Origin of the sequence: Rudaea sp., assembly GCF_036383415.1 — a bacterium.
Taxonomy (GTDB): Bacteria; Pseudomonadota; Gammaproteobacteria; order Xanthomonadales; family Rhodanobacteraceae; genus Rudaea.
In genome coordinates this window covers 1-19,100 of the sequence record NZ_DASVOK010000100.1, presented here as the reverse complement: position 1 = coordinate 19,100, position 19,100 = coordinate 1, and the positions used below count along the sequence as shown (strand labels likewise).

The 19,100-nt window shown below is 64.0% G+C and carries 15 protein-coding genes; 6 read left to right on the top strand and 9 right to left on the bottom strand.

Annotated elements, in window-relative coordinates:
- The 3 genes from VF497_RS03850 to VF497_RS03840 form a co-directional block, all read left to right on the top strand.
- Positions 1-714, top strand: a 714-nt coding sequence (locus VF497_RS03850) for a response regulator (RefSeq protein WP_330886318.1), incomplete at its 5' end; no start/stop codon positions are given.
- Positions 715-726: 12 nt separating this feature from the next.
- Complete coding sequence (locus VF497_RS03845) at positions 727-1,194, top strand: chemotaxis protein CheW (protein ID WP_330886317.1); 468 nt, start codon at positions 727-729, stop codon at positions 1,192-1,194.
- A 158-nt stretch (positions 1,195-1,352) separates the two neighbouring features.
- A complete protein-coding gene (locus VF497_RS03840; RefSeq protein WP_330886316.1) occupies positions 1,353-1,913 on the top strand; it encodes a hypothetical protein in 561 nt (186 codons plus the stop codon).
- A 72-nt stretch (positions 1,914-1,985) separates the two neighbouring features.
- Here the strand turns inward: VF497_RS03840 and VF497_RS03835 are convergent, their stop codons facing one another.
- The 9 genes from VF497_RS03835 to rlmM form a co-directional block, all read right to left on the bottom strand.
- On the bottom strand, positions 1,986-2,393 hold the full coding sequence (locus tag VF497_RS03835) for a GFA family protein (protein ID WP_330886315.1): 408 nt from the start codon (positions 2,391-2,393) through the stop codon (positions 1,986-1,988).
- 28 nt (positions 2,394-2,421) lie between these two features.
- Positions 2,422-2,733, bottom strand: a complete 312-nt coding sequence (locus tag VF497_RS03830) for a hypothetical protein (RefSeq protein WP_330886314.1) — start codon at positions 2,731-2,733, stop codon at positions 2,422-2,424.
- A gap of 40 nt (positions 2,734-2,773) precedes the next feature.
- Positions 2,774-3,145 carry a hypothetical protein gene (locus VF497_RS03825; RefSeq protein WP_330886313.1) on the bottom strand — a complete coding sequence of 124 codons (372 nt, stop codon included), beginning with the start codon at positions 3,143-3,145 and terminating at the stop codon, positions 2,774-2,776.
- On the bottom strand, positions 3,142-7,005 hold the full coding sequence (locus VF497_RS03820; protein ID WP_330886312.1) for a translocation/assembly module TamB domain-containing protein: 3,864 nt from the start codon (positions 7,003-7,005) through the stop codon (positions 3,142-3,144). The genes VF497_RS03825 and VF497_RS03820 overlap by 4 nt, the downstream gene beginning before the upstream one ends.
- Positions 7,002-8,789: an autotransporter assembly complex family protein gene (locus VF497_RS03815; protein WP_330886311.1), complete on the bottom strand. Its 1,788-nt coding sequence runs from the start codon at positions 8,787-8,789 to the stop codon at positions 7,002-7,004. The genes VF497_RS03820 and VF497_RS03815 overlap by 4 nt, the downstream gene beginning before the upstream one ends.
- Positions 8,790-8,909: 120 nt before the next feature.
- Entirely contained in the window at positions 8,910-9,503 is a 594-nt protein-coding gene (locus tag VF497_RS03810) for a class I SAM-dependent methyltransferase (protein WP_330886310.1), read from the bottom strand.
- Positions 9,504-9,515: 12 nt separating this feature from the next.
- Positions 9,516-12,104: a glycosyltransferase gene (locus VF497_RS03805; RefSeq protein WP_414706836.1), complete on the bottom strand. Its 2,589-nt coding sequence runs from the start codon at positions 12,102-12,104 to the stop codon at positions 9,516-9,518.
- Between the two features lie 136 nt (positions 12,105-12,240).
- The gene (locus tag VF497_RS03800) at positions 12,241-12,963 is read right to left on the bottom strand and encodes a TVP38/TMEM64 family protein (protein WP_330886308.1); all 723 of its coding nucleotides are present in this window, start codon (positions 12,961-12,963) and stop codon (positions 12,241-12,243) included.
- Between the two features lie 93 nt (positions 12,964-13,056).
- Positions 13,057-14,106 carry a 23S rRNA (cytidine(2498)-2'-O)-methyltransferase RlmM gene (rlmM, locus tag VF497_RS03795; protein WP_330886319.1) on the bottom strand — a complete coding sequence of 350 codons (1,050 nt, stop codon included), beginning with the start codon at positions 14,104-14,106 and terminating at the stop codon, positions 13,057-13,059.
- Positions 14,107-14,295: 189 nt separating this feature from the next.
- Here rlmM and VF497_RS03790 point away from each other — a divergent pair, with 189 nt between their 5' ends.
- From VF497_RS03790 to rpsG, 3 genes are all read left to right on the top strand, one after another.
- The gene (locus VF497_RS03790) at positions 14,296-17,793 is read left to right on the top strand and encodes a S8 family serine peptidase (RefSeq protein WP_330886307.1); all 3,498 of its coding nucleotides are present in this window, start codon (positions 14,296-14,298) and stop codon (positions 17,791-17,793) included.
- A 457-nt stretch (positions 17,794-18,250) separates the two neighbouring features.
- Positions 18,251-18,628: a 30S ribosomal protein S12 gene (rpsL, locus tag VF497_RS03785; RefSeq protein WP_018973116.1), complete on the top strand. Its 378-nt coding sequence runs from the start codon at positions 18,251-18,253 to the stop codon at positions 18,626-18,628.
- 82 nt (positions 18,629-18,710) lie between these two features.
- Positions 18,711-19,100, top strand: a 390-nt coding sequence (rpsG, locus tag VF497_RS03780) for a 30S ribosomal protein S7 (RefSeq protein ID WP_330886306.1), incomplete at its 3' end; no start/stop codon positions are given.

Sequence of the window (19,100 nt, the reverse complement as noted above, 5' to 3'; positions counted from 1 at the left end):
AGCTATGCGGGCGAGAGCTACCCGATCCTCGACCTCGCGCCCCAGCTCGGCGAGGTTTCGCCGGCGGTGCACGACGACGTGCACGTGCCGCTGTTGATCGTGCGCAGCGGCGACCAGCGCGCCGCGGTGCGCGTCGATCATGTGCTCGGCTCGCGCGAGATCGTGGTCAAACCGGTCGGTCCGCAGATCACCTCGGTGCCCGGCATCCTCGGCGCGACGATCATGGGCGACGGCTCGGTCATCATGATTCTCGACCTCGCTCCGCTGTTGCGCCGCGTCGCCAGCCAGCGTGCGCAGGGCATCGCCGTGGCTGCACCGCCGGTTGCGGCGCGTGTGCAGCGCCGCCGCCTCATCATGGTCGTCGACGACTCGATCACGATGCGCAAGGCGACCTCGCGCGTGCTCGAACGCGAGGAGATGGACGTGGTCACGGCGAAGGACGGCATCGACGCGATCGAGAAACTCGCCGACCGCATCCCTGACCTCGTCGTGCTCGACATCGAGATGCCGCGCATGGACGGCTACCAGTTCGCCGAACACATGAAGGGCGACCCGCGCACGGCGCGCGTGCCGATCATCATGGTCACCTCGCGTACCGGCGACAAGCATCGCCAGCGCGCGCAGGAAATCGGCGTCGAAGGCTACCTCGGCAAGCCGTACCAGGAAGTGGAACTGCTCAAGAACATCCGCGACCTGCTTGCCGCGACGGAATAGGAGGGGACCTGCATGAACGACGCTCTGCCCCGCGAGATCCATGCCGTGCTGATCCCCGTCGGCAGCGTGCGCCTGCTGCTGCCGAATGCGATCGTCGCGGAAATCGCTCCGTTGTCTGGCCTGGAGAAGGTCGAGCGCGCGCCGGCATGGCTGCTCGGGCGCATGCCCTGGCGTGATGACACGATCCCGCTGGTTTCGTTTTCCCTGCTGACCGACGCGAACGCGCAGGAGGATGTGCGCACGGCTCGCGTCGCCGTGTTGAAGACGCTGGCCGACGACGACGAGATGCCGCACATCGGCCTGCTTGCGCACGGCCTGCCGCGGCTGATCACGATCACGCCCGACCTGCTCGTGCGCACCGACGGCGGCGAACGCCTCGCGCGCGGCACGAGCGCACACGTGCTCGTGCGCAGCGACCAGGCGATCATTCCCGACCTGCACTGGATCGAGGCAAGAATCGCGCAGGCGTTGCCGGCTTAGCCGTGCCTGGCGGCCACGTGAAAGAGTAACGTGGCCAGCCGAATTTTCCGTTCGTGGTGAGGTATCGAACCACGAGCGGCAATCCACCCGGGCCGTTCACCCTTCGATACCTCAGGGCGAACGGATTCCAACGAGACCATTAGCCCAAGGGGAGTGTCATGTCGCTGATGCCGTTCTGGTTGCCGATCCTGCTTTCGGCAGTATTCGTCTTTGTCGCCAGCTCCGTGATCAACATGGCGCTGAAATTCTGGCATGGGGCGGACTACCGCGGATTGTCCAATGAGGACGAGGTCGCTGCGGCGATCCGCAAGGGCAATCCGGCGCCGGGCGTGTACGGAATTCCGTTCTGCGATCCCTCGACGTTCAAGGATCCGGCCGTGCAGGAAAAATTCCGCCTCGGGCCGATCGCGAAGATCAACCTCAGCGCGAACGGCATGCCCAACCTCGGCAAGTTCCTCGGCGCCTGGTTCGTGTTCTGTCTGCTCGTCTCGATCGCCTGCGCCGGACTCGCGGCGCACGCGCTGCCGCCGCATCCAGGCACGCATGTGATCTTGCACACGGTCGGCCTCGCCGCGCTGCTCGGCTACTCGTTCGGCGAATTCACCAACTCGATCTGGCGCGCGCAACCGTGGATCGTCTCGATCAAGTACATGATCGACGGCCTCGTCTACGCACTCATCACCGCGGCCACGTTCGTGTGGCTGTGGCCGGCGGTGTGAACGGCTGAGATCGCCGCAGCGTCGTGCGCTGCCCTTGCAGCGTGATGTTCATCGACGCAACATGCGCCGCGCTCAGGGCGGGTCCTTGTCGTATACCGCGATTCCCGCCGGCAACTGCACCCAGCAATGCCGGCGGCAGTCGTAGACCGAATCCTGCGGCGGCGGGAATGCGGGATCGGCAAACGCACCGACCGCGACGCTGACGAACGACTGCTCGTAACCTTCCTCCGTGTGGAACAGCGTCGTGCCGCAGACCGGGCAGAAGCGGAACGTGAAGCGGCTGCCGTGGTCGCCGACACGCACATATTCGGTCGCGGTGCCGATGATCTTGTACGGCGCCGCGTAACCGGCCAGCGCCGCGAACACGCTGCCGGTGCGGCGTTGGCAGGCAAGGCAATGGCAGACGCCGACGCCGCGCGGCTCGCCCTGAACTTCGATGCGCAACTGGCCGCAGGAACAGGAAGCGGTTCGGGAATTCATTCGATACTCGTCATGTAGGATGCGGTTCCTACTTCACGGGCACGACGATTAAAAAATTGGGTCCTTCTTGGCGGACTTGCCCCGGACCGAATTGTGTTACGTGACCATTTTCCAAAATTACAGTGTAGTCAGTTCGGTCCCATGACCAGCCGCTAATCAAGCGGTTTACGTAAGTCAGAGCTTCGGAGTCGCCACTACGCTTGAATCCATCGGGATTACCAAGCGTTGATATGACTTGTTCTTTAGTCATCCCTTCACGAACGCCTTGGCGGACTTTATCACCCGTTACACAGCCGGCGAGCACCAACATCAAGAGTAAAACTATGAGTGAGAATTTCATTGTCTCCCCTAGGTATGGGCTGACGCGAAGATGAAACCATTCACTGCTGCTTCTTTCTGGCGGGGCAAGAAATGCGTAGTTCTTTGCGATTGAAACCCGCATCTTCAGCCAAGGTGTTGTAGCCAGAAGGACAGAGCTGATTTGCCTTGTCGTAGCAAATATTCCAACCCAGACTCGCGCCACATGCTACCAAGTACTCTATTGAGCCATCGGGCCGACGAATTTCCTGTGACGTTGTGCACCCGGCGATTAGCAACAAGGTGAAGCCAAGCATCAAGATTTTCATACCCACTCCAAGACGAATATATGCGCGCCAATTAGATACGACGCTCATTCCCCAGCGAAACGTATCGTGCTTGCCCACGAGCGCAATGGTCAAGGCGTAGCCCTGTCCGTCTGTGCGCAAACTCACTTCTCGATTCGGTAGTTGATCCCCGCCCGACTCGACAACGTCCCGTTCTGCATTTCAAAGTTGAACAGTCGCGTGAGCTTGTAGCGCAGCGTGACGACCTGACCCGGGGTGAACAGACCGACGCCGTAGCTCATGTACAGACGCGGCGAAAGATACTTGCCGACGGTGAGCGCGGCGCCGCCGACCGAGGAGTTGTCGGCGACGCCGACGTCGTCGAGGCCCATCTTCGCGCCGACGCTTTTTGCGAGCAGGTCGCCGCCGGCGGTGCCGAGCGCGGAGGCGGCGCTGCCGACCGCGTTGCCTTCGCCGCCTTTCAACTGCGACAGCGGCTTGCCGGCGACGAGGTAGCTCAGCGCGTCGGACTGCTCCATCGCCGGCGTCGAGAACACGGTCAGGCGCGGCGCGATCGCGGTGCCGCGCACCTGCAGGCCGACGGTGATGCTCTGGTCGGGGAAGGCGCGCGTGGCGCGGATGTCGAGACCCGGGTTTTCCACGGGCGTGCCGGCGAACAGCAGGCGGCCCTGTTCGATCGTCAGGTCCTGACCGTAGGCCTTGAAGGTACCGTTCAACTGAATCTGGCCGCGGCCGATCGGCGTCTGCCCAGGCTGCTGCGCGACCGTGAGCTGGCCGCCGAGATTCGCGTTGAGGCCGAAACCGATCAGGTGCACCTCGGTACCCTGGCGCAGGTCCATCGCGAGTTTCTCGCCGGCGCCGAGCTTGACCGTGACTTCGACTTCGACCGGCAGCGCGCTCGCGGCAGGTAGCGGTGGTTCGTCGGTGACGACGATGTCGGGCGAGGGCGCGACCGCGGCGCCACCGCCCGGCAGCTTGGACAAGTCGACGAGCATTTGCGGAATCTGCAGGGTGCCGCCGACGCGCAGGCGCTTGGCGTCGCGATCGATCTTGAGGTCGGGCGAGATGTGCACGCGCGCGCCGGGGATGTTCGCGGCGAGGAAGTTGTCGCCCTGGATCGTCAGCGCGATCGGCGCGTCGGGCGCGAGGCCGGCGCTGCCCTTGAGCGCGAGCTTGCCTTCGTCGGAGGCGATGGAACCGTCGATGTCGAAGTTCTCGCCGTCGCGCGATTTCACCGCGATGTTGCCGTCGTGCAGCTTGAGTCCCGCCGCAGGCACTTCGGTGGCGAAGCCGACGAGGGCGAGTTGGCCGTCGACGCCGGGTTTCTTGGTCGATCCCGACAGCGCGAACTTCGCTTCGACCTTGCCTTTGGTGCCCGACACCTGCGTGGTGAGGAAATCGATGAACGAAAGATTGTTGATGTTGAGCGCGAGATTGCCCGACAGCGGCATCGCACCCGAGGCGTCGGCGGCGCCCGTGACGATATGGCCGTCTATACGTCCGCCGTCGTTGAGATCACCCGCGATCGTGACCGCGTTCTGCGTGGGCGCGAGCGCTGCGTCGATGTGGAAACCCTTGTAGCTCAGCAGCGCTTTCGACGCCGAGTCGGGATAGATGATCGTGCCTTGCTCGGAGGTGATCGTCGCGTTGCCGCTCAGCGCGCCGTTCGGCGCCGCCGCGATCGTGCCGTTGCCGTTGAGTTCGCCGTCGAGCTTGACCGTCGAATCGGGGCTGCCGAGCTTGGCGAGCATCGCCAGCGGTAGGTGTTCGAGGCTGAACTTCGCGTTCGTGCCGCTCTTTGCATCCTGCGTCGCCTGCGCGCAGATGCCGGGCGTACCCGCGCGCAGGCAGAGTTCGCTCAGGTTGAACACGCCGCCGACATACGACAGCGCGGTCGGCTGCACGAGCTTCCATTCGGGCAGGCCCTGCTGGTCCAGCGTCAGCATCTTCAACGTGCCGCGCCAGTCGCTCGCGTTCTTGTTCTGCGTCAGTGCGCCGTCGAGAGCGAGCGCGAGCGACAGCGGCTTGCCGTGGACATCCAGTTTCAGCTGATGCGCGGCCTGGTTGCCGTTCGCATCGAGCTTGAGCGTGTCGAAGGTGTAGCCGGCCGCGGACAGCGTCTTCGCATCGAGTGCGACTTTGCCGCTCGGCGCGGACAAATCCTTCGCGTCGAAGTCGAGCGTGAAGGCCTGCAGGTGCGTATCGCCGCTGACGATCGCGCTGCCGATCAGCTTGCCGCTCGCGTTGAGCTTCGGATACGGCCCGTTGACCGCGATCGTGCCGCGCACGCTGCCGCCGGCCTTCGGCACCCAGTCGCCGAGGCTGGCGACGTTGAGATCGATCTTGAGGTCGGTCGGTGCGTTCTTGTCCGCGCCGCCCTTGCCGGCGAGCGCGACCGTGCTCTGTCCGGACGCGACGTTGAGCTTGCCGTCGACGTTGAGCGGCGGCGCGAACGCGAGATCGCCGCTGCCGGCGAGCGGGCGCTGACGCAGTGTACCGCTCAGGTTGTCGAGCTTGAGCTTGCCGACCGGGCCGTCTTTTTCCACATTTCCACTTGTGGACAATGCGAAATTGACGGCACCGAGCCAGTCCTTGGCGAACGCGCCCGGATCGAACTGATTCGCCTTCGCGACGAGGTCCCAGCCGACCTTGGGCTTGAGCACGACGTCGCCGGTTGCATTAAGGCCGCCTTTGGGCTGCTTCAATTCGAGCTGGGCGAGCGAGATTTTTTCCGGCGTGCCGTCGAGCTTGAAGGCGAGGTCGGCGCTACGCGCGGCTTGATTGGGCGCTTGCGCTGCGATCGACAACTCGCCTTGCGCGTTGAATTTCTCGGCGTTGCCACCCGCGGTGATGCTGCCGTGCGTGGCGATTTCCTGGCCGGCGAGATCGGCCGGCAGCACGACATCGGCCCAGTCGAGCTTGAGGTCGCCGCCGACGGGTTTCGCATCGAGATGCACCTTGGCTTGCGCGGTCAGCGTGCCCGCGGCCTCGGGCGAACGCAGGCGCAGCGGGTCGAGAGTGAGCGTCTTGCCGTCGCTGACGAACTTGAGTGGATCGAGCAGGACGCGGTGGTCGTTGAGGTCGACGTTGCCGATCAATGTGCCGGCGTTCTTGTCGCCGCTGCCGGCGAGTTTCAGCGCGAGTGCCTTCAGCGTGTCGCTTTGCGTGAGCTTCTTCGGATCGAAGCTCGGCACATCGAGATCGACTGTCCACGGCAGGTTCTTGTCGTTCGGCGTCAGTGTACCTTTGACGTTTGCGATCAGCGGCTGGCTGGCCGCTAGCGCGAAATGCGCCTGCTTGCCGTCGTTGTCGAGATCGACGTTGGCGATGGCGCGCATCGGCGCCGACTTCTCATCGCCCGGAATCTTCCAGTCGACATCGAGCTTGCCCTTGCCGACGACGTCCTTGTACTGCGTGATCGCGCCGGCGAGGTCGACCTTGCCGTCGGGTGCGCGCAGCGCGAGTTGCTTGAGCGTCAACGCGGAGTTTGTCCACGTCGCCGCGGCATCGAGGGTGTCGCTGGCGAACACGGGCTTGCCGTCCTGGATGATCTTGGTCGTGCCGACGTGCAGGCGGTCGAGCAGGATGTCGAGCGGCGGCGTCAGCAGCGACTGGATCGACGGCGTTGCGGCCTGCGGTGGTTGTGGCGACGGCGGTACCGTAGTCAGCGCGACATCGACACCATCGATGTCGAGATTGCGCACGTGCACGGTCTTGCGCAGCAGGCCCCAGAATTCGTAGTCGAGCTTCAAGGTTTTGACTTTGATGTCCAGGCCCGAAGCCGGGTCCTTGTAGGCGACATCGTGCAGTTCGAGCGGACTGGTCAGCGTGCCCTTCGCCTGCGCGAGCGCGAGCTTGCCTGCGAGCGCGGACTTCGCGCGTTCGACCGCGAAGCGCGCGCCCGATTCGGTCGCGAGAAGCCAGAAGCCGAGCGCGATGAAAAGAACGAGGATCGCGGCGAGCGCGATGCCGGTCCACTTCCATACTTTTTTCAGGCGCGGGCTCACAGGTCGGGCCCGATGATGAGGTGCAGTTGCACGCCGCTGCGTCCTTCGGGATCGTTGACCGGAAAGCCGAGGTCGGCGCGCACCATGCCGACCGGCGAGCGCCAGCGCAGGCCGAGGCCGGTGCCGATGTGGGTCTTGTAGTCGCCGAACGCGCTGAACGCGTCGCCCGCGTCGACGAAGGCGCCGATGCCCCAGTTCGGGGTGAAATAGTACTCGTACTCGGCGCTGGCGACGGCGAGATTCTTGCCGCCGATGATGAGATTGTTGCAGTCGGTCGTCGACTTGCCGGTGTTGCACTTGGCGATCGCGATCGGCAACTCGTTGGCAGGCAGCGGCGGGCCGACGGTCTGGTAGGCGTAGCCGCGGATCGAACGGTCGCCGCCAGCGAAGAAGCGCAGTTCGGGTGGCAGCTTGTCGAAGTCGTTGACTGCGGTTGCGCCGAGCGAGCCGCGCACGATCAGGCGTTGGCGGTCGCCGAAACCGCGAATCCATTTCGCGTCGGCGCGCGCCTGCACGAAGCGCGTGCTCGGGCCGGGGCTCGCGCGCGCGTCGAGGCTTAGCGAATAACCGTCGCGCACGAAGCTCGGGTCGTCGGCGCGCTTGCGTTCGAGCGAGACTTCCGGATAGACGAGCGTCGAATTGCCATCGATGTTCGCTACGGTATAGGTGCCGCTTAACGCGTTGATGCCGATCGTGCGGTTCCAACCGTGCCAGAAGCGCGTTTCGTTCGCGGTCAGGCGCAGAGTGTCGGACTGCGCGGTGGCGGTGTCGATGTTGCGATAGGCGACGCCGAAGTTGTAGGCGCGGTTGTTGTCGCCCGGCAACGGGATCGTGTAGGTGCCGGAAAGCATCTTCTCGCGTTGCGCGATCTCGACTTCTACCTTCGCCTTGTGGCCGCGCATGTTGACCCAGCGCCGCGTGATGCTGCCTTTCACGCCGACGCCGATGTCCGAATCGACGAAGACGCCGGCCGTGTAGATGTTGCGTGGCGCCGGCGCGAGCGTGATGTTGACCGGGATCACGCCGCCCGCAGCCTTGTCCTTGTCCGGCTGCACGTCGACGATGGCGAAGTAGTCCGCGTCGACGAGTTTCTGTTGCAAGCGCAGGAGTTTCGTCTGGCTGTAGAAGTCGCCCTGGCGCCATGGAATATAGCGGTCGAGCACGCCATCGTTGAGCTGGCTGCCCTTGAAGATCACTTCGCCGAAACGGTAGCGCTCGCCGACATCCCATTTGAGCGCGATCGCCGCGCGGTTCGCGCCGCGCGAGACCTCGACCTTGTGCACGGTCTGCTTCGCGTCGAGATAGCCGACCGAGAACAATGCCGACTGCACGGCGGCCTTGCTCTTCTCGTAGGCGGTGCTGTCGAAAGGCTGGCCGGACTTCGGCGTGAAGTTGGCGAGCGCGATGGCGACTTCCTTTTCCTCGCGCGCGGGGCTCGGCACCTCGACGGTGTAGTCGCCCACCTGCAGGCGCTCGCCCGCGCGCACGTGGATGATCGCGCTCCAGCCTTGCGGCGTTTCCTTGAGCTCGCCGTCGGTCTTGGCGCTGTAGTAACCGTAAGCCTCGAGCGCCTTGACGATCTGTTCGCCGGCATTCTTGTACAGACGCTGCGCCTGCGCCGCGCTGACGTCCTGCTTCTCGTACTGGGTGATTTCGGCGGCGGCACTGACCGCGGCCTTGAGCGGATCGTCGACGCCGTCGATCTGGGTCGTGATCGTGGCGGCCTGTGCATTCGTGCAGCAGGCGAGCGCGAACAACGCGGCACGGGCACGGCCCGCACGCATCCTCCTGTATGAAGCTTCCCCGGAGTTCGCTTCCATGAGAGTTTTATAACATGGCCTCCGCGTTTGCGGAGTTACGCGCAGGTAAATTCGCGATCGTTCGCACGGGGCGCGGCGCTGCGCTCAGACATAGCCGATATGGATTTGCGGTGCGACTTGCAGCTCGCGCTTCGGTTCGCGCTGCGGCTTGACCGCGACGAGTTCTGCGACCATTTCGAGCACGAGATTGCGCTCGCAGCGGATGCGCTTATGCAGTGTCTCCAGGCTCATCGTTCCCTGCAGTGCGGCGGGCACGAACAAGGTGACACTGAGCGGCTGCCAGTCGCCGCGATAGCCGTAGTCGGCGCGCCAGTAATAAGGCTGGGAGAAATAGCCGAAGCTGCCGGGGAAGTAGGCGCGCACGTGGGTGGGGTCTTCCCAGGCGTCGTCACTGCTGCCATGGGGCACGCGGACCCAGGCTTTCGCGTCGGGTTTCGCGATGCGATGTAGTTCCTGCATCAGCGGCAGGGTTTGCGGGATGTGTTCGATGACATGCGAGAGCAGGAACTCGTCGACCTGGTCGTCGGCGAACGGCAGCGGTGTTGTCGCGCACTGTCCAAGATCGGCGACGACTTCGATCCCGGGCAATTGGATCCAATCGATGTTGACCCAACCGTCGAGAATATTGCGGCCGCAGCCGAGGTTGAGGCGCAGTGGAGAGGCGTGGTCGGGATTCATCTATGCGACGCTTCAACCACTCTTCTCCCCCGAGCGCGCCGCGACCATCGCGCCGATCAGCGCCGACAGATACGGAATCGCCTGCGCGGCGAGGATGAAGATCCACAGCTTGCCTTCGGCGTAGTCGGTCAGGTGGCGTGTGCCGGGCGGCTCGACGGTGCCGTTGATCCAGTGGTCGAGCATGCCGGGCAGGCCGAACATGCCGGCGATCGCGAGTGTGATTGCGACGAACATCAGCAGTTCTTCGCGCACCGCCGTGAACGGATTCGGTCGCTTCGACAGGCGTCGGCTCTTCGCTGTGCGCACGAACTCGCCTTTCTTCTTCCACAGGCCGAGGTAGATGCCGCGCGCGATCGCGTGGGAGAGACCCATGCTCGCGATAGAGGCCATGATCGTGTCCTTCCACGAGCAGGGCACGCGCACGCGATACAGCCAGATGCCGACGACGGCCTTGAACACGAAGAAGCCGATGATCGGGTAGATGAAGAGGTCGAGCGGCAACGCGAAATATTTCGGCAGCGCGAGCATGCCGGCGGTCCACCACAGCGCGAGGCCGGTGAACACCATGTGCAGCGCGTCGGCGAACCAGGAGAACCAGCCGGTGAGGAAGTGGAAGCGCTGGCCGGCGCTGAGCGGGCCCTTGCGCGTCATCCAGTTCCAGCGGCCTTTCAAAATCTGCATCGCGCCGAACGCCCAGCGATAGCGCTGCGACTTGTAGGCGGTGAAGTCGGCCGGCGTGAGGCCACGGCCCATCACCTCGTCGACATAGTTGAGCTCGTAGCCGGCGTGCATCAGGCGCAGGCCGAGCTCTGCGTCCTCGCAGATCGTCCACTCCGACCACTTGCCGGTCGATTCGAGCAGGTCGCGGCGCACCATCGTCATCGTGCCGTGCTGGATGATCGCGTTGCGCTCGTTGCGATGGTGCATGCCGATGCGGAAGAAGCCGTCATATTCCCAATTGGTCATGCGGCGGAATTCGTTGTGTTCCCAATCGCGGTGCGCCTGCGGGCACTGCACGACGGCGACCTTAGGGTCGTTGAAGTAGCCGGTCAGCGCCTTGAGCCAGTCGGCGCGCACGGCGTAGTCGGCATCGACCACAGCGATGACTTCGGCGCGCGGGTCGGTTACTTCGAGGCCGTAGTTCAGCGCGCCGGCCTTGAAACCGGGCCACGGGTTGAGATGGAAGAAGCGGAACTTCGGCCCGAGCTTGGCGCAGTATTCCTCGACCGGCTTCCACACCTCGTCACGCTTGGTGTTGTTGTCGATCACGAGCACTTCGAAGTTCTCGTAGTCGAGCGCGGCGAGCGAGTCGAGGGTGAGGATCACCATCTCCGGCGGCTCGTTGCACGCAGCAAGATGGATCGATACGAACGGCTGCTTGTCCTCGGGTCCGGGCGAGAGCAGGCCGAAGCCGCGCACCCAGTACTTGCGCCACAGCACTTCGGTGAACTCGAAGCCGTTGATCAGCAAAATCAAAATGATCGCCAACTGCGCCGGGAACAGCACGACCAGCATGGTCCAGTCGAACGGACTGAGGTAGAACGCGAGCGGCAGCGTCGCCGACCAGACCAGCAGCGAGGCCGAGAGCTGGATCAGCGCGCAGAAGAACAGCACGCCCATCCACTTGAAGCGCATGAAGTGGCGCGCGAAGAAGAACATCGGCAGCAGCGCAAGCAGCGAGGCGATGAGCGCCTTCTTCGGCCACGAGGGGTCCTCGACGATGCGGCCGGTGAACGAAAACTTCGCCTGGCGATCGGCGCCGTAGACGCCCCAGTACGCGCCGACACGCCCCTCGTCCGCTTCCTTGAATGGCTGATCGAAGGCTTCCATGATGAAGTAGTCGATCTTGCGCCAGCTCGCTTCCTTCACCCATTGACGGATGAACTGCGCCTCGTCTTCAACCGAAGGCGTCGCAACCGTGCGGCGATCGCCCGCCGACGGCCAGCCGACTTCGCCGATCAGGATCTTCTTGCCGGGGAACGCGCTCTGCATCTGCACGTAGTTGCCGAGCACGCCGATGCCGACCGCGTCCTTGCGCGGGATGTCCTTCTCCCAATACGGCAGCAGATGCACGGTGATGAAATCGACGTGATCGGCGAGCTGCGGCCATTTCCTCCAGACCCATGGTGGCTCAGCGGTCGACACCGGCACCTTGACCTGCGCGCGAACGCGGTCGAGATAGGCGATCAATTCGTTGACGTTCATGTCAGCGCGCAGCAAGGTCTCGTTGCCGACCATCACGCGGTCGATGTTGTCGTTCTCGCGCACGGACTTGATCAACGCGGCGATCTCGTCCTCGTTGCGCTGCCAGCGACGGTCGAGATAGGTGCCGGCCAGCACCTTGAGCCCGTACTTCTTCGCGATCGAGGGAACCGCCGGATTCTCGATCGAGGAATAAGTGCGGATGTGATCGGTGCGCGTTGCGAGCAGTTTCAGATCGCCGTCGATGTCCTCGACGCTCGGGAAAATTTCTTTGTGCGGACTCTGATAGCGCTGGTAGGGGTTGTAGGCGAAACCGCCGATCTTGCCGTCGAACTCGGGCACCGCGACCGGACGGTTGAGCCCCGCCCAGAGCGCGATGTTCGCCGCGGCGATGATCACCGCGAGGACCGCGGCGCGCCATAACGAAAGCGGGGAGGAAGGTCTCGCTGCGGAACTCAAACCGTGGCCTTGTTCGTCGTGATTGCGCGGCGGGGCGCGTCCGAGCGTTGCAGGATAGCCGAAGCGCCAACGCGCCTCAATTTTGCGCAGGGGGCGCGGACGCCTTAGGCGCGCGCAGCTTGTTTATCGTGATCGGCACAAGCGCGAGCAGGACCAGCCCGATCATCGGCCAGAGCACCTGCGGATCGTGCAGCAGATCGGCGCTGATCGCCTTGTTCGTGCCGATGTTCTTCGCCAGCGAGGCGCCGAGCCAGGTTTCGATGCCGGTCATCGCGAGGCCGCCGAGCGCGGTTGCGGTGACAAACAGCCAGAGCGGGCAACGCAGCCAGGCTAAAGCGACGGTGACGCCGCCGAACGGGAAGAACGGCACCAAGCGCAGGAAGAACGTGTAGCTGATCGGCTGGGCGAGATAGCCGCCGCGCAGGCGCGAAACGAGGCCGGGCGCCTGCTCGCCGTGGCTGTGGTCGCCGAACGCGCGGCGCGAGGCGAGGAACAGGATCAGCGCGCCGAGCGTCACACCGATGATGTTGAGCAAGGCGCCGAGGATCACGCCGAACAGCATGCCGCCGGCCATGATCAGCACGACCATGCCGGGCAGGCCGGTCGCGATCGCGAGCGTCACCGCGCCGATATGGGCGAGTGCGGACAGGATCGGATACGCGGCGATCAATGCTTGCAGGTTCGCCTGCTCGGCGGCGAGGTTGTCCGGCCGGAATCGGTCGAGCACGCCGGAGAAAAACAGCACCACGCCGATGCCGATCAGCACGATGAGGGGCCAGAACGAGCGCAGTTGTTTCATCTGTGATGCGAATGCCGGCGGCGCCAAAGGGTCGGCAAGGATAGCGGAGAAAGGTTGCCGGCGTAATCTTTTGTAAGGGCGAAATCCTCGTCGCTACGCCCTGCGCGCGAACGCGGTGATTTCCTCGCGATCGTGGTAGAGCTGCTTGGCGCGGACATCCGCCCTGGTGCCGAGCGCATCGCGTATCAAGTCCAGGCACAGGTGTGTCTCGTCGTAACGCTTCTTCATCGGCAGCTTGAGATTGAAGATCGCGTGCCGGCACAGCCCTTCGCCCAGCCACTGCGCGATCAGCGCGGCCACGCGCCGCGGCTGCTCGACCATGTCGCAGACCAGCCAGTCGACCGGTCTCGGCGGACGCCAGCGGAAACCGTCGGCGCGTATGTGGGTGACGAGGCCGGAATCCATCAGCGCCACGTCCATGGGGCCGTTGTCGATCGCGGCGACGCGCAGGGAGCGGCGCACGAGTTGCCACGTCCAGCCGCCCGGCGCCGCGCCGAGATCGACCGCGTTCATGCCGGGCTTGAGCCAGCGCTCGCGCTCGCCCTCGTCGAGCAGGACGAGGAAGGCCTCGTCGAGCTTGAGCGTCGAGCGGCTCGGCGCCTCGCGCGGAAATTTCAGCCGCGGAATGCCCTGTGGCCAGGGCGAGCTGTGCGCGAGATCGCCGCTGCACAAATATACTTTGTCGCCTTGTGGAAAAAACGCATGCAGGCGCCGCGCGGCGGCGGGGTCGATCAGGCGCGCCTTCTTCATCGCGCCGGCGAGCGCGCTGCCGAAACTGCGGCAGAACGGTGCGAGCGCCTTGCCGTCATTGGTGTCCGGCGCCTCGATGAGCACCTCGCTGTAGCGCGCACGACGCTCGCGCAGCACGCCGAGGATCGGGGTGATGCGATCGTGCACCGGCAGCTGGTCCATCAGCGCGAAGCAGGGCAACGCCTGGCGGGCGAAGATCAACGCGCGCGGTTGCGCCAGTCTTGCCAGGCCTTGTTCGTCCGTTTGATTGGATGTTGTGACGTACTCCACAAATCCGCTGTCCGCCAAGGCGCGCACGTGCCCGAAAATGCCGAATCCGGCGGCGTGTGCGCTGATCTCCTGCGCGCATTCGCCTTCGAAGCCGGAGCGGCAATACAGGACGATGCGAGATATCGAGTCGAGGTGATTCAATTCGGTTGATGTGTGGCTGCGATGAGGCGTAGAGTCTAACGACTGGGGATCATGCCGACCATTCGGCCACGCGCATCGGCGCGGAATAGGGTGGGGGACACTCAGACAACGGAACCGACCGCGCGGACGCGGCACGGGGTCTTCATTGGTGCACACGAGGAGAGCATCGACATGAGTTCGAGTTTGATTCGACCCCGCCTGCTGGCGGCCGGCATTGCGGCGTGTCTGGCGACGACGATGGCGACACAGGCCGGTCCCGTGGCAACGGGTTCGGTACGCGCTGCGAGTGCGGACAGCGTCGCGAACGCTGCTGGCAAGACCTATATCGTCATGTTTTCCAAGCCTTCGGTGGCGCTGCGCAATCGCGCTCTGAAATCGGGCAACGCGAAGAGCCTCGAGACAGTTGGAACCATCCCATTTTCAGCCAAGCCCAATGGCCGCGCCCACATGGACATGCGCAGCGCCGCCGCGCTCAGCTATCGCGCGAGTCTGGTCGCCGACCAGGCGCAGCAGCGGCAGTCGATAGAGAAGACGCTGGGCCGGTCGGTGCCGTTTGCGCGCACATTCCAGCACGCGATCAACGGTGCGGTGATGGTACTCGGTGAAAAGGAGGCGGCGCGGGTGCGTTCGCTGCCGGGTGTGATCTCGGTCGTGCCGAGCCGGACGGTCTATCCGGACGACGACGTCAGCTCGCGCTTCATCGGCGCCGACGTCCTCTGGCGTGGCAATGACCGGCCTCCGCCGAACGGCGGCTTCACCTACCCGACGCTGGCCAGCCTGTTCGGCGACCTGAGCGGCGGGTCGGGCAACAAGGGCGACGGAGTGGTTATCGGCGTCATCGATACGGGTTACAACAGCCAGAGCCCTTCGTTCCAGGCCAGCGACGCGAGCGGCTACACGGTGACCAATCCGTTGGGCAGCGGCACGTATCTCGGCGATTGCGACGTGTCGAACATCAGCTTCGGCGGCTGCAATGACAAGGTCATCGCGGTCTACGACGAATACAAGCGGGGTCAGGGCGAAGCCGGCGTCAATGTCGAGGACACGAACGGTCACGGCAGCCATACGGCGAGTACCGCAGGCGGCAACGCGCGCTCGGGCAGCATCCTGAGTTTCCGCGCGAATCTTTCCGGCATCGCGCCACATGCGAATCTCTCGATCTTCAGCATCACTCCGCCGGGCAGCGGTTCGGCGAGCGACGCTTCCGAGATCGGCGCGATCGAGGATGCGATCAGTGACGGCGTGGTCGATGTACTCAACATGTCGTTCGGCGGCTGCAGCGAGCCAAGCTACTGGAGCGATCCAGTTTCGCTCGCCTTCCTTGCTGCCCAGGATGCGAACATCTTCACCGCGCTGTCCGCCGGCAACACGCGGCCAGCGACGACGTGTGCGCGCCAGTCTTCGCAATCGCCGGGAACGCTGGGCAATGCGATGCCGTGGGTGACCACGGTTGCGGCGAGCACGCCGCCTGCGGGCGAGGCGACGATGCAGTTGAGCCTCACTGGCCCGGGCAAGCCTCCGGCGGCTACCCAAGGCATAGCTCTGACCGAGGGGACGTACGATACGCCGCTGACGGCGTCGCTTCCGCCCACCACGAAGATCGTATTGAGCCCCCAGTTCGACGCGGGAGATCCCGGCAGTTCGAAGGCGCCCACGCATGGTACGGACGGTTGCACTGCCTATCCTGCGGATATCTTCAAGGATGCGATCGCGCTGATCAGTCGCGGCACCTGCGGTTTCGCCACCAAGGTGCCGAATGCCATCACCGCCGGCGCCGTCGCCGTGGTCATTTCCGACAATCGCGTCGAAGGACCGTTCAGTCCGACGGTTGGTCCTCCCACGGTCGGCGTGCCGGTGTTCTCGACCAGCCAGTCGGATGGGTTGGCGCTGAAGGCGTATCTAATGGCGAATGCGGGCAAGGGCACGGCTCTGTTGGGCTACCCCGATTCGCGGCCGGCCGGGCAGGGGGATGTCCTTGCGAACTTCAGTCTGCTTGGTCCGGTGTTGACGCCAGTGCCGTTCGACGTCATCAAGCCTGACATCGCCGCGCCCGGCGTCGGCACGCTGGCGGCATTCAGCAACGCTTACGTGCCGCAGGCGAGCGTGGTTCTCCCAACCGACGATCCGGACATTGTCGCTTTCGAAAGCGGTACGTCGATGGCGTCGCCGCACATCGCTGGATCGGCGGCCCTGCTCGTGCAGGCACACCCGGACTGGACGGCCGCAGAGATCAAGTCGGCCCTCATGATGACGGCGACGACGAAAGGCCTGACCAAGGCTGACGGCAAGACTCCCGTGGACGTGTATGACGCGGGCTCGGGTCGTGTTCAGGTGGACAAAGCTGCGGCTGCTGGTCTTGTTCTCGATGAGATTGGCGACAATTTCTACAGTGAAGATCCGACTCAGGGCGGTGATCCAAGCAGGTTCAATATCGCCAGCATGCAGAATTTCCATTGCGCCGGCGGCTGCAGCTTCACCCGCATTTTCCGCAGCACGCAGGCAGCGACAACCACGTGGACGGCCAGTTCGAGCGGAGCGCTGGCGGACAAGATCACGATCGATCCTACGACGTTTTCGGTTCCCGCAGGCGGAACGGTCACGCTGACGTTCAAGGTCGACACCGAGCAACTTGCTCCTGGAGCGGGATACAGCACGGGCAAGATCGTCCTCTCCCCGGCACCGAACCCGCTACCGAACTATCAGGTGCTGCCGGAATTGCACCTGCCTGTTTCCGTGGCCGTGCCGACTGCGGCGATGACGACCTCGTCCAATGTCGTGAACATCGATCTGGGGGGGGCGCCGACCGGGAGCGCGACGCTGGACATCGCCAACGTCGGTGGCGGAAGGATGACGTTCAATTCCACGGCCCAAGGGGCCGCGCCGCTGACTTGGCTCGACCAGAAGGACAATGCCGGTTACTACTATTTCACGAGTACGCACTACCTCAACCCGGGACCGGGCGACCTGGACCAATTCCTTGCCGACGACTTTGTCATTTCCGGAGGCGGCGTCGACCTCAGCACGATCGTCGCCACAGGTCAGGCGGCTCATCCGCTGGCGTCGTTCGGCAGCAGCTTGCCGCTGCATTGGCGCATCTATCCTGACAATGGCGGACTTCCCGGCGATACCGCCGTCTGGAGCTTCGATGCGACGGCGGGAAGCGCGGGAGTCGACGTGACCGGCGACGTGATCAGGCTCGATCTGGACGGCGCCGGGCAAACCACCGGACTCGCGGCCGGCCGGTACTGGGTCGTGGTTTATCCCGATCTTCCGTGCAACGACAAACGCGATGGCAATGGTTGCACCGAGGGCTGGAGCTGGGATACCAGTTGGTATGGCAACGATCAAGCGTGGGCCTATATCGACTCCGCTCAAGACGCTGCCTGGTCGAATGCCGGTACCGGCGGGTATGGCCCCGGGTTAGCGTTGACCGTGACTACCCGCGTCTCCTGCGCGGGAAATCCGGGTTGGCTGGCTCTGACGCCGAAAGCAGGCGCCGTGACCGCCGGCGCTCCCGTGGAAGTGATTTTTACCGCGACAGCGGCGGGTTATGCGCCCAGCACTTCCGCATCGACCTATGTCTGTTTCAACGTCAATTATCTGGAGCCGTCCACACTCACGGAGATACCGAAGGCGGTGATACCGATCCAGGTGAATGCCCACAATTGAGCGTTTTGCAAGCCGAGCTGCTTGAAGCAAGGGGCGCAATGCGCCCCTTCCTTTTTCGGAGAAAGAATCGCCGATCCGGGGCCGGCTTCGCGCGTCGCTTCGAGGGTTCTACGGCGGCAGGCGAGTACATCCGCGGTTCTTGTCAACGCTAGACGATGCAGCTATCATCACAAACCCTCGATTTTCCGCTCAGGCGTTGCTTCGAGGGTGAGTGCGCTGCGAACGACATGGGGGGCAGGATGCTCCTTGGTTATCGTCACAAGGAGGTTTGACAGGACCGGCGGTTTGCTTGACGGTTTTGTTAAGCGCAAGTTATACTTTCGCGTCTCGCAGTCCGGATCATGTTCGGGCTGCGTTTTCGTCTATCCCGTCGAGAAGCGCGGTCAGGATGACCGTCTTGTGATCTTCGCGATCAGGGCGATCGCAAAAAAACTCATAATCCGGATTAAAAAACAGCATGTCTACCGTCAATCAGCTGGTGCGCAAGTCGCGCAGCCCGAAGACCTACAAGAGCGCCTCGCCCGCGCTGGAAAACTGCCCGCAGCGCCGCGGCGTCTGCACGCGCGTCTACACGACGACGCCGAAGAAGCCGAATTCGGCCCTGCGCAAGGTTGCCAAGGTGCGCCTGACCAACGGCTTCGAGGTCATCAGCTACATCGGCGGCGAAGGCCACAACCTGCAGGAACACTCGGTCGTCCTTATTCGCGGCGGTCGCGTGAAGGATCTCCCGGGCGTGCGCTACCACACGGTGCGCGGTTCGCTCGACGCGGCCGGCGTGACCAAGCGTCGCCAGAGCCGTTCGAAGTACGGCGCCAAGAAGCCCAAGGCTTCCTGAGTCAACTAGAAAATCCGCAGGTGCCGCGTCGCGGCACTTGAGTATCAAGCGATCCGTGTGATCGCATCATTGAGAAGAGACTATGTCACGCAAAGGCAATACCCCTACCCGCGAACTCCTGCCCGATCCGAAGCACGGCAGCCAGCTGATCTCGCGCTTCATCAACATGGTGATGCAGAGCGGCAAGAAGTCGATCGCGGAAGGCATCGTTTACGGTGCGATCGCCCACATCGGCGAGAAGAACGCTACGCCGCTCGAACTCGTTGAAAAGGCGCTGCAGAATGTTGCGCCGGCGGTGGAAGTGAAGTCGCGCCGCGTCGGTGGTGCCACTTACCAGGTTCCGGTCGAAGTGCGCGCCTCGCGCCGCGTCGCCCTGGCGATGCGCTGGGTCATCGAAGCCGCGCGCAAGCGCAGCGAGAACTCGATGCCGCGCAAGCTCGCGGCCGAACTGCTCGAAGCTTCGGAAAATCGC

Coding starts and splice junctions, on each gene's coding strand:
- VF497_RS03845 (WP_330886317.1), top strand. CDS start 727: ATGAACGACGCTCTGCCCCGCGAGATCCATGCCGTGCTGATCCCCGTC.
- VF497_RS03840 (WP_330886316.1), top strand. CDS start 1,353: ATGTCGCTGATGCCGTTCTGGTTGCCGATCCTGCTTTCGGCAGTATTC.
- VF497_RS03835 (WP_330886315.1), bottom strand. CDS start 2,393: ATGAATTCCCGAACCGCTTCCTGTTCCTGCGGCCAGTTGCGCATCGAA.
- VF497_RS03830 (WP_330886314.1), bottom strand. CDS start 2,733: ATGAAATTCTCACTCATAGTTTTACTCTTGATGTTGGTGCTCGCCGGC.
- VF497_RS03815 (WP_330886311.1), bottom strand. CDS start 8,789: ATGCGTGCGGGCCGTGCCCGTGCCGCGTTGTTCGCGCTCGCCTGCTGC.
- VF497_RS03810 (WP_330886310.1), bottom strand. CDS start 9,503: ATGAATCCCGACCACGCCTCTCCACTGCGCCTCAACCTCGGCTGCGGC.
- VF497_RS03800 (WP_330886308.1), bottom strand. CDS start 12,963: ATGAAACAACTGCGCTCGTTCTGGCCCCTCATCGTGCTGATCGGCATC.
- VF497_RS03790 (WP_330886307.1), top strand. CDS start 14,296: ATGAGTTCGAGTTTGATTCGACCCCGCCTGCTGGCGGCCGGCATTGCG.
- rpsL (WP_018973116.1), top strand. CDS start 18,251: ATGTCTACCGTCAATCAGCTGGTGCGCAAGTCGCGCAGCCCGAAGACC.